This window comes from Pararhodospirillum oryzae (assembly GCF_007992075.1).
GTDB classification, from domain to species: Bacteria; Pseudomonadota; Alphaproteobacteria; order Rhodospirillales; family Rhodospirillaceae; genus Pararhodospirillum; species Pararhodospirillum oryzae.
Window position 1 is genome coordinate 1 of sequence record NZ_BJZO01000112.1, and the last position, 10,674, is coordinate 10,674.

Sequence of the window (10,674 nt, forward strand, 5' to 3'; positions counted from 1 at the left end):
CCCCCGCCCTCCCCCGGCCGCCGCGCCGGCCCCGGCCAGATGAAAAATGTCATGGCGCGGGGCGCCCCGACGCGGCACACCCCACTTTCCGTTTTTTCATGCCCAAGGAGACGCCGCCATGGCCGGCCGACTTCAAGACCGTCTTTGTTTCATCACCGGGGCCTCGCGCGGGATCGGCCGGGCCGTGGCCCTGGCCTTCGCCGCCGAGGGCGCGCACGTCATCGCCATGGCCCGCACCGAGGGCGCCCTGGCCGAGCTGGACGACGAAATCCAGGCGGCCGGCGGCACCGCCCCGACCCTGATCAACGAAGACCTGACCAACTTCGATGCCCTGGACGAAATCGGCGCCGCCTTGTTCCAGCGCTTCGGCAAGCTCGACGTGCTGGTGGCCAACGCCGGCATGCTGGGCACCCTGACCCCGATCCCCCACATCAAGCCCAAGGAGTGGGACAAGGTTCTTGCCACCAACCTGACCGCCAATTTCCGCTTGATCCGCTCGTTCGAGCCCCTGTTGCGTCAGTCGGACGCCGGGCGCGCCATTTTCCTGACCTCGAACGCGACCGACGGCCGGCATCCCTACTGGGCGACCTACGCGGTGTCGAAGGGCGCGGTGGAGACCATGGCCCTGACCTGGGCCGCCGAGGTGACCAAGACCAACATTCGGGTCAACCTGATCAATCCGGGGCGGGTGCGCACCCCCATGCGCGCCGAGGCCTTCCCCGGCGAGAACCCCGATACCCTGCCCGGGCCCGAAACCCTGGTGCCCTTCTTCCTGGAACTGGCCTCGCCCGCCTGCACCCGTCACGGCGAGATCGTGCACGCCCAGGCGTGACCCCCGCGCCCGGGGGCTGGGACGGCGAGGCCTACAGGCCCGCTTCCAGCCCCCGGGTGAGGGCCTCGCGGGCCTTGCGGGTTTCGTAGTACTTCACGGTGACATACGTCCCCCAGCCGACCAGGGCCATGGCCACGATCAAGGCGCCATAGGCCAGCGGCCAGGGAATGCCCTCGGTCATCATCGAAAACTCGGACATGCCGCCAATGCCGGCCAGCACGTTCAAGGGCATGAACACCACGCCGGCCACGGTGAGCTGCGACACCCGCTTGTTCTGGTTGACGTTGATGAAGCCCACCGTGGCATCCATCAGGAAGTTGATTTTTTCAAACAAGAACGCGGTGTGCGTGTTCAGAGATTCAATATCGCGGATGATCTCGCGCGCGTCCTCCAGCTGATCGGGCGACAGGAAACGCCCCCGGACCAGGAACGACACCGCGCGCTGGGAATCGAGCATGTTGCCGCGAATGCGGCTGTTCAGATCCTCTTCCTCGGCGATGGCGCTCAGGATCCGGGCCGCCGCCTCGTCGCTGATGTTCTCGCTCAGCACCTGCTGACTGACCCGGCGCAGCGTGGCGTAGGTATCCTCCAGCGAGTCGGCCGAATACTCGACATCGGCGGCGTACAAGGCCAGCAACAGGTCCAGGCAGTGCGACACGTCGCCCGGCTGATTGCGCATGCGCAGCCGCTGCAAGCGGAAGATCGGCAGTTCCTGATTGCGGACCGCGAACAAGATTCCCTTGTGCACCACGAACGCCACCGGCACCGAGCGGGATTTTTCCTCGGTATCGAGCAGGAAATTCGAGTGCAGGTGAATTTCGTCCTTTTCCTCTTCATAGAAGCGGGCGCTGACTTCCAGGTCGGTCAGCTTGTCGGGATCGGGCAACTCCAGGCCATAGCGGCGCGCGATCCAGCCGCGTTCGGACTCCGACACCCCCAGCAGGTCGATCCAGATCGGGCGCAAGGGCTCCAGGTCGGCGCTGCAACTGATCGGCACCACCCGCATGCGGCCATCGAGGATTTCGTAGGCGCGGACCTGGCCCTTGCGAAAGCGCGGCTCGCGCCCGCCGGCCAGGTGCTGGCGCAAGGTGGGGGACACTTCCCAAAGGATATCGTCCTCGCGCTCGGGGCCCACCTGGGCCCACAGGCGCCGCGCGTCCTCGCCCGACAGGGTTTCCAGGATCTGGCCGATCTCGGCCGCCGAGAGCCGGGCCAAGGTGGACTGAACTTCCACCTGATGCTGTTTCTGGACGACGCTTTCAACCAGCTCGGTCCGGCGCGAGCCTTGGGTGCGCACCATGTTTTCCACGATTTTCTGCCTGTTCAGCATGTCGGTGATGGTGTGCAACGACATCGGGGTCCCCCGAACGTTCCAGAACATCAAGAACGGGGCCGGGCCGATCCGCCGGCACGGCGACGCGCGCGAAAAAGGGAGAGCGAGAGTTGGTCAGGGAAAAGTGGGCACCGCTTTTCCCGAAGAGACAAACTCAAACAAAGGGATCTGGAATCTGTCCGCTTCAACGTGAAACGGACGGACTCTAGCAGCCCCCGGGGTCCCGATCCACGGGCGGATCGGCCGAGATCGCCCGGGTTTGCACGGCCCGACCGCGCGAACACCACACAGAAAAAGCGGATTTCAGGGGAGACATGGGTCACCTCGTTGGACAAAGCCCCCGGCGGGCGCCAACGAGGGACCCAAAGGCTCAGGTCCGGGTTGGCGTTCCGGCCGGACAGCGACGACGGACACTTTCCATGAAAGGGCGGTCCTCACGAGCCGATGGGAACGCGACGGCAAAAAGGGCGGTGCGCCCGTGGCCTTTTGGCATTACCGGCGAGGCCCGGTCAACCGAAATGACGAGATCGGTGGCCCGAGCCTTTTTCCTTCGGGAAACCGGCCGGACCATCGGGGAACAAAGCCCCCCTTGCCGTTTTTTTCCTTACCCCTCCTGCTCGCCCAGGGAGCGCACCCAGCCCGGCACGTGAACCACCACGGAGGCCTCGCCCTGGAGCCCCCCCTGGGCTTCATGCAGCACCCGGCCCTCGACCGCGTTTTCCTGGCGGAGCACGGCCAGCCCCAGCCCCGGGGCTCCACTGGCGTGGAAAACCCCGGCCTCGGCGCCTTCGGTGGTGAGCAACGTCGCCCCCGGAGCCGGAGCCGCGCCCTCGAACGACACCGGCAGCACCCGGCGGCGGATCAAGCGGCGGTAATGGGTCCGCGCCGTCATTTCCTGGCCCAGGTAACAGCCCTTGTCGAAGTCCACGGCGCCCAGTTCCTCGAACCCCGCTTCCAGGGGCAAGACCGCCTCGGGGGGCAATTCGGCCGCGCCCTCGGGCAGGCCCAGGCCCACGCGGTGGGCGTGCCAGGCCACGCGGGCGCCCGGCGTGTCATCCTCGCGCACACCGTCGGGCAGGGCCGCGCCCTCGGGCACGATCAGACGCACCCCCGCCTCGGCCAGCCGGGGATCGACCAACGCGAGCGCCCCACCGGGGAGCGAGCGACACGCGCCGGGCGTGGGCGCGAGCCCCAGACGCGCCGGGGCCTCGGGATCGCCAAGACCCATCACCCGCCCCCCCGGCCAGGGGGTGAGGGTCACGGCCGCGCGCAAGCGAAAGCGCCCCAGACGCCGCGCCAGGTCATCCAGCCGGGCCGCCTCGCCTTCCAGCACGATGGCGTCGCCGGTGTCGATCAGAAAGAACTCGTGAACCACGCGCCCGTGAGGGCTCAACAGGCCGCCCCACAAGGCGCGCCCGGGCGCCAGGCGCTCCAGGCGCACCGTGACCAGGCCGTTGAGGAAAGCGACACGATCGGCCCCCTCCACCGCCAGAAGCGCCCGTTCGGGCAAGGGCACGCAAGCAAGATCGGCCATGGGACTCCTCCGGATGGGTCGGGGTTCGTCCTATGTGGCGTTGCGCGCCCCTTCCCTCAAGACGGACCCTCAGGGCAGACCCTCAGGGCGGGCCCTCAAGGCGGGGAAGCGCCCCCGTCCGTCGCCCGCCCCTACCCCCAGGGTCCGCGCCGACGGGGCGGGGGCGATGGCGGGGTGCCGCCGGAAACCGGCACGCGCGAGCGAGCCCGGGTGCGTTGCACGACCGGGGCCCGGGGCTGGGCGGGCTGCCACAAGGTCATGCCCCGGCGGCGCATGGGAATGATCAGCAGCAAGCCGGCCACGAAACCGCCCACGTGGGCGCCCCAGGCCACCGAGCCGCCGCCGCCCAGCACGATCGCGCCCACCTGAAAGGCGAACCACAGCCCCAGCACGATGAAAGCCGGCAAGCGCACGATGAAAATCCCGATCCACACCAGGACGCGCGCGCGGGGATAGAGCAGCAGATAAGCCCCCAGCACCCCGGAAATCGCGCCCGAGGCCCCGATCAGGGGCACGGTGGAAGCCGGATCGCTGGCCGCGTGGACCAGGGACGCCACGACGCCGCACACGGTGTAGAACAGGAAGAAGCGCCGGTGGCCCAGCGCATCCTCGACATTGTTCCCAAAGATCCACAGGTACAGGAGATTGCCGCCCAGGTGCAAAAAGCCGCCATGCAAATACTGGCAGGTCACCAGGGTCAGCAGGTCGAAGGGATTCCCCGCGCCAAACAATCGCGCCGGCACCACCCCGGCGGCCAGGGTCAGGCGCGCGTCGCCCAACGGCGACAGCGACGCCTGGTACAGGAAAACAACGATGCAAAAAGCCATCAGGCCGATGGTGACCACCGGCCTGAGGGTTGTTGGATTATCGTCGTGGAGCGGCAGCACCCCGCCGGCCCTATTCGGCGGCCGGCGTCGTCGGTTCGGGACTGCCTTCCAGCTTGCGGGCCCGCCGCCAGTCGATGGTGCCCAGGGCGCCACAGGCCGAACACACCGGATCCCACCGGGTATGGGTGGCCCCGCAGCGCTCGCAGGTCCAGGCCTCGGCCGGCTCGGCGGTCAGGGCGTGCATCAGCCACTGGTTGGCCAGGGCCAGATCGCGGTTCTCGCCTTCCTCCAGCAGGGCCACCAGGCGGCAGACCACCGGCGAGGGCCGGGTCCGCACCAGGGGATCCAGGGCCTTGCGCGCCTGTCCCCACAGCTTGGCCGCCAGGGCGGCCTGGGCCAGGGCGACGCGGCTTTGCGGGGCCTCGGGATTGCTTTCGATCAGGCCTTCAACCCGCTTCAGACGCTTGAGCGGATCCCCGTCATCGCCCAGCGAGAGGTACAACGAGGCGACCTCGGGATGGGGCACGCGCTTCCACTGGGCGGCCAGCATCTGGGCCGCCTTGCGGTGCTTGTTCTCGGTGATCAGGATCCGGGCGGAAATCAAGGTGGCCTCGATCAGCCCGGGTTCCAGCAACAGGGCCTGCTGGGCCAGGCGCTGCGCCTGCGCGGGCGCCCCGAGGGCCAGCACGTCGCGGGCCTGGGCGCACAGCAACGAGGCCTTGACCACGCGCTGGGGATCGTCGGCGCGCGCGCTGCGCCCACCCCGGCCGTGGGCCCGGCCCAGCACGTTCATGGCGTCTTCCCACTGACGCCGGCGCACCAGGATCTGGAACAGGGGACCGGTGGCCCACGGGGCGGAGATGCCGCTGGTCACCGCGTCGCGGGCGATCGCCAGCACCTTGTCCTCGTCGTTGCGGGCCTGGGCCAGTTCCAGCAGGCCGCGCCGGCCACAGGCGCGGAACTTGGGATTATCCTTGATCGCCGAGAACATTTCCTCGGCGCGCTCCAGGTCGCCGGTGGCGGCCGCCGTCTCGGCGGCCAGGACCTGCACGCCCACGGCGCCCGGAAGCAGGCGCTCGACCTCGCGCAGCATCTTGCCGGCCAGGGCGGTATCGCCCCCCTTGACCGCCGCCAGGCCCTCGCCCAGCAGGAGACCGCCGCGCTTCAAGCGGCGTTCGTGCAAGGTGCGGCCCAGGAAGCGCGGCATGTGGCGCACGCCCCCGTACACCCGGTTCAGGATCAAGATCACGGCGATCAGAACCAGAAGGGCAACCAGGGCCAGCGAGGCCGAGGTTTCCAGGTGCCAGCCCACCCATTCGATGGCGATCGCCCCGGGGTGGTTGGCCAGCCACACGGCCGAACCAACCAGCAGGCCGGTGAACAGAAGGAAGAGTAGAATCCGCGTCATGGCCTCATCCTTCCGTGGGGGAGCCGGGCTCGGTGGCGCGGGCCGCCCCGACCTCGGCGACGGCCAGCGACGTCAGGTCGGACAAGGCAGCCTCGGCAACCAGCCGGTTGGCGACCGCGTCCATCCACGGCCGGGCGGCCTCGGCGGCGGCGCCTTCCAGGCCTTCCAGGATCATCTTGGCGCCGGCAAGGTCGTTTTCATGCACCTGCTTCTCGGCCCGGGCAAGCAAGACCAGCGGGGTCGGCTGCTCGGCCGCCTCGTCGGTGCGGCGCACCAGGACGACGGTCGACAGGGCGCCGACGGTGCGATCCACCCACGAGTCGCTTTCGGTGATCGCCGTGGCCTTGGTCACGGCGCGCGCCATCTCGGCGAAACCGGCCCGCAGGCCCGCGCGCGAGGCCACGCCCTTGGGCGCCAGGGGCACCAGCGGCTCCATGGCGTTTAGGAACGACGCCTGATCGCCCACGATCGCTTCCACGGTGCGCAGCTGGTCAAGGAAGGACTCGCCCCGGTCGGCCGCCTCGCGGATCTGCGCCACCGACAGCAGCAGCGCCAGCGCGGTGCTGCGCCGGGTCTGGGTCTGGCGGGCGATCTTCTCGATATCGGTCACCCGGTCGGACAGCGACAGGATGTTGGACGGCGTGACCATCGAGGTGCTGAGGGTGTCCACCCGGCTCTGCACGCGGCGGATCTGGTCGTACAGGTACGCACCGGCCTGATCGCTGAGCGGCCCGGTCAGGTCAACCGTGACCCCGGCGTTTTCGGCGAGCTTGCGCACGGCGGCCAGTTCGTCCTCCAGCGACGAAACCTTGGACTGGGCGGTGCCGAGGTCGCTGGCCAGACGGCTCGCGCGCTGCTGCAGCGCGGTCACGTCGGGATCCTCGGGCTTGAACGGCAGGTCGGGCACCTGAGCCCGGTAGGGCTCGGGGATCTGGTTGCGCCACCACGAATAGGAACCGGGGATGGCCACCGCCGAGAAGAACGCCAGCAGCAGCAGGAGCATCATGGGCAGGCAGCCGCCGCCCTTGCGTCGCTTCGGCGGCGCCGGGGGTCTTTGGCCGGCGCTGGCGTCGGACCATGGTTTCTCCCGCGACGGCCGCCCCCCGGCGGGAGGGCCGCCCCAGGACGGGGTGGCATCGGGGGAGGGACTGCCGGCCGGGGCCGCGGCCTCCCACTTGCCATCGAGAGGGTCGTTCTTGGATCGCTCGGTCATGACCGGGAATCCCCCTTGCTTGGTCGGTTCCGATTCAGTGGGGCCGGGCGTCGCGGTGCCCGGCGAACCGGCGGCGCAATCGGCACCGATCAACGCCAGGAGAGCCTCCTGGGTCGGGGCGGCGGCGACTCGCACGGCAGAAAAGGGCAGGCCGGCCAGGGCATCGGCCACGGCCGGACTGAGGGCATAGGCCACCACAGGCGCAAGGCGGGCCTCCAGGCCCGCCCCCCTCACCAGCTCGGCGAAGGTCCGGGCGGTGCGCGGCGAGAATAGCAAAACGGCATCAAGCGCGCCGGCGTTCAGGGCCTGGACGGTTTCGGGCGACAGGGCCGTGGCCGGCCGTGCCTCGTACAGGACATGACGCAAGACGGTGAAGCCATCGGCCGCCAGGTCGCCGGCCAGGTCGCCCGCCACCTTGCTGCCGGCGGCGTGGACCAGGGGCCCCCTGGCCGGATCGGCCAACTGGCGGATCAGGACGGCCAGGGCCTTGACGTCGCCGTCGGCGCTGTGGACGGTGCGAAAGCCATGCTCGCGCGCGACGCGGGCCGTCGAGTCGCCCACGCAATAGGCCGGCGTCGTGCGCTGGCGGCTGACGGCGGCGAAGGCCCGTACCCCGTTGGCGCTGGAAAACACCAGTCCCTGGGCACGGGCCACATCGACGCGGAACGGGTCGCGGCGCCAGGGAACGGGCGGAGCCGTGACCTTGAAATGAACGGCAAGAAGGGGTTCCAGGACACAGTCGATACCTTGCGCTTGCAAGGGCTCGATAACGCGCTTCGCGTCATCGCGCGGACGAGTGATGAGCGCACGCATGCCCTGACCGACCCCCCTTTGCCGGTGTTCGCGGATCCTTATTCGGCTCCGCACGTGAAAAAGTCGGGTCCGGCCTTGGCCAGCAGCTCGGCCCCGGCGTCCTCGCCCAAAGCCACGGCCTGATCAACCGTTCCTTCCCGTGTGGTCTGGTGAAGGACCTTACCATCAGGACGGATGACCATGCCACGGAAGAAGACGCGCGCGTTGGCCGTGCCGAAATCGCTGACCCGGGCCAGTCCCCCGATCGGCGTGCGGCAGCTGCCATCCAGACGAGCCAGGAAGGCGCGTTCGACATCCACGCACAGGCTGGTTTCGGCATGGTGCAGCGGCGCCATCCAGCGATGGGCCTGTTCGTCGTCGGCGCGGCACGTGCACCCCACCGCGCCCTGCGCGACGGCCGGAAGCATCACCTCGACGTCGAGAACCGACGTGGCCTTGTCGGCCATGCCCAGGCGGTTGAGGCCCGCCTTGGCCAGCATCGTGGCGTCGGCCACGCCCTTGGCCAGCTTGTCGAGACGGGTCTGGACGTTGCCACGAAACGAGACCACCTTGAGATCGGGCCGCATGGCCAGGATCTGGGCGCCCCGGCGCAGCGACGACGTGCCCACCACCGCCCCGGTCGGCAGGGACTCAAGGGTGGGATGGTCGCGCCCGAGGAAGGCGTCGCGCACGTCCTCGCGCTCCAGCACGCAGGGCAGCACGATGCCCGGCGGCAGGTACGTGGGGACGTCCTTCATGGAGTGAACGGCGATATCGATGCGGCCATCCAGCATGGCCTCGTCGATTTCCTTGGTGAAAAGGCCCTTGCCCCCGACCTCGGCCAGAGGCCGGTCAAGGATGGCATCGCCGGTGGTCTTGATGATCTCGATGCCAATCGCGCCGGGCTCGGACAGCTCGGGGTGGGCGGCGGCGAGAAGATCGCGAACCTGATGGGTCTGGGCCAGCGCCAGGGGGCTTCCCCGGGTGCCGATCATTAACTTGGGTTTTGGTGTCATGGTGCTGCTGTTGTAAGGGCTTGGACAGGGATTTGCAAAGAGGCAATCCACACGAATCGGGGCACGGGCGCAAGGCGACCCGTGCCCGGGACGCCAGCATAAGGAAGTCTTCACGTGGGCGCATACCGGGTTCTGGGACTGGAAACAAGCTGCGATGAGACCGCGGCCGCGATTGTCGAAGCCGACAGGGGCGACGACGGCACGTCTGGCGGGCAAACACTCGCCCAGGCGTTGCGCTCGCAGATCGACGAGCACCGTCCCTTCGGCGGCGTGGTTCCCGAAATCGCCGCGCGCGCCCATCTCGACATTCTTGACGGCCTGGTGGCGCGGGCCCTGGCCGACAGCGGCCTTGCCCTTCGCGACCTCGACGCGGTGGCGGCCACCGCCGGGCCCGGGCTGATCGGCGGCGTGCTGGTGGGCGTGATGACCGCCAAGGCCCTGGCGCTGGCGTCGGGGCTGCCCTTCATCGCCGTCAACCACCTGGAAGCCCACGCCCTGACCGCGCGGCTGCAAGGCGGCCTCGCGTTTCCGTACCTGCTGGTCCTGGCCTCGGGCGGGCACTGCCAGTTCCTGGCGGTGGAGGGGGTGGGGGCGTGCCGGCGGCTGGGCACCACCATCGACGATGCCGCCGGCGAGGCCTTCGACAAGGCGGCCAAGATGCTGGGCCTGGGCCATCCCGGCGGGCCGGCGGTGGAAAAGGCCGCCCGCCTGGGCGATCCCGCCCGCTTCGCCCTGCCGCGCCCCCTGGTCGGGCGCCCGGGCTGCGACCTGTCGTTCTCGGGCCTGAAAACCGCCTTGCGCCAGACGGTGGAGCGCCTGGGCCCCACGCCGCCCACGCCCCAGGACATTCACGACCTGTGCGCCGGCTTCCAGCAGGCGATCGCCGACTGCCTGGCCGACCGCGCCCGGGCCGCCCGGCACCTGTTCGCCCAGCGCCATGGCCCGGGCCACGCCCTGGTGCTCGCCGGCGGCGTGGCGGCCAACCAGACCCTGCGCGCCGCGCTGGCCCGCGTGGCCGACGAGGCCGGCATGGTGTTTGCCGCGCCGCCCCCCGCCCTGTGCACCGACAACGCCGCCATGGTCGCCTGGACCGGCATCGAGCGCCTGCGCCTGGGGCTGACCGATCCTCTTGATTTTCGCGCCCGTCCGCGCTGGCCGCTCGATCCCGACGCCCCTCCCGCGACCGGAGCCGGCCGGGTCAAGGCGTAGGGAAACAAGGCGAAGGGGCGGCGTGCCCGCTCCTCTCGCCGCGTGCGCTCACGCCTGGGTGGTGGACGAAAAGACGTTCATCACCACCACCCCCGCGCCGATCAGGGCAATCCCGATCAGGGCGGGAGCATCAAGTTTCTGGCCGTAGAGAATCCAGCCCGCGAGCGTGACCAGAACAAGGCCAACCCCCGACCAGATGGCATAGGCCATCCCCACCGGAAGGGTCTTCAACGTCTGGGAAAAGAAATAAAACGAAATTCCGTATCCCATCACGACCACGAGCGAGGGAATCGCCCGCGTGAACCCCTCCGCCGCCTTCATGGCCGAGGTGGCGATGGTTTCGGTGACAATGGCGATCGCCAGGTAAACCCACTGCATGATGCCTCTTCCGCGCGGCCCGGGAACCCCCTTCACCATGACAGAAGACCACCCTCCGCGACAGGGGCGCGGGAGAGAACGACCCGGGCAATCGCGTGACGCCCCGGACGTCCTTGGAAAAGGGTTCCTCAA

Annotated in this window: 9 protein-coding genes; 2 read left to right on the top strand and 7 right to left on the bottom strand. The window is 69.3% G+C overall.

Annotated features, from left to right (window positions below):
- The first annotated feature begins 118 nt into the window (after nt 1–118).
- Entirely contained in the window at nt 119–832 is a 714-nt protein-coding gene (locus ROR02_RS14815) for an SDR family NAD(P)-dependent oxidoreductase (RefSeq protein ID WP_147164822.1), read from the top strand.
- A gap of 31 nt (nt 833–863) precedes the next feature.
- Here ROR02_RS14815 and ROR02_RS14820 read toward each other — a convergent pair whose 3' ends face one another.
- The 6 genes from ROR02_RS14820 to hemC all read right to left on the bottom strand — a co-directional run bounded on the left by ROR02_RS14820 (nt 864) and on the right by hemC (nt 8,955).
- Nucleotides 864–2,186: a magnesium and cobalt transport protein CorA gene (locus ROR02_RS14820; RefSeq protein WP_147164823.1), complete on the bottom strand. Its 1,323-nt coding sequence runs from the start codon at nt 2,184–2,186 to the stop codon at nt 864–866.
- A gap of 583 nt (nt 2,187–2,769) precedes the next feature.
- A complete protein-coding gene (gene ygfZ, locus ROR02_RS14825; RefSeq protein ID WP_147164824.1) occupies nt 2,770–3,699 on the bottom strand; it encodes a CAF17-like 4Fe-4S cluster assembly/insertion protein YgfZ in 930 nt (309 codons plus the stop codon).
- A 131-nt stretch (nt 3,700–3,830) separates the two neighbouring features.
- Nucleotides 3,831–4,586 (bottom strand): rhomboid family intramembrane serine protease, encoded by a 756-nt coding sequence (locus tag ROR02_RS14830; protein ID WP_147164825.1) that lies wholly within the window; start codon nt 4,584–4,586, stop codon nt 3,831–3,833.
- A 10-nt stretch (nt 4,587–4,596) separates the two neighbouring features.
- Nucleotides 4,597–5,934, bottom strand: coding sequence for a heme biosynthesis protein HemY (locus ROR02_RS14835; RefSeq protein WP_147164826.1), 1,338 nt, complete (start codon nt 5,932–5,934; stop codon nt 4,597–4,599).
- Nucleotides 5,935–5,938: 4 nt separating this feature from the next.
- Nucleotides 5,939–7,960: a uroporphyrinogen-III synthase gene (locus ROR02_RS14840; RefSeq protein WP_147164827.1), complete on the bottom strand. Its 2,022-nt coding sequence runs from the start codon at nt 7,958–7,960 to the stop codon at nt 5,939–5,941.
- A gap of 38 nt (nt 7,961–7,998) precedes the next feature.
- Nucleotides 7,999–8,955, bottom strand: coding sequence for a hydroxymethylbilane synthase (hemC, locus tag ROR02_RS14845; RefSeq protein WP_147164828.1), 957 nt, complete (start codon nt 8,953–8,955; stop codon nt 7,999–8,001).
- 114 nt (nt 8,956–9,069) lie between these two features.
- Between hemC and tsaD the strand changes: the two genes are divergently transcribed.
- Nucleotides 9,070–10,164, top strand: a complete 1,095-nt coding sequence (gene tsaD / locus ROR02_RS14850; protein ID WP_170245141.1) for a tRNA (adenosine(37)-N6)-threonylcarbamoyltransferase complex transferase subunit TsaD — start codon at nt 9,070–9,072, stop codon at nt 10,162–10,164.
- A gap of 48 nt (nt 10,165–10,212) precedes the next feature.
- Here the strand turns inward: tsaD and ROR02_RS14855 are convergent, their stop codons facing one another.
- On the bottom strand, nt 10,213–10,542 hold the full coding sequence (locus ROR02_RS14855) for a DMT family transporter (protein WP_147164829.1): 330 nt from the start codon (nt 10,540–10,542) through the stop codon (nt 10,213–10,215).
- Nucleotides 10,543–10,674: the final 132 nt, after the last annotated feature.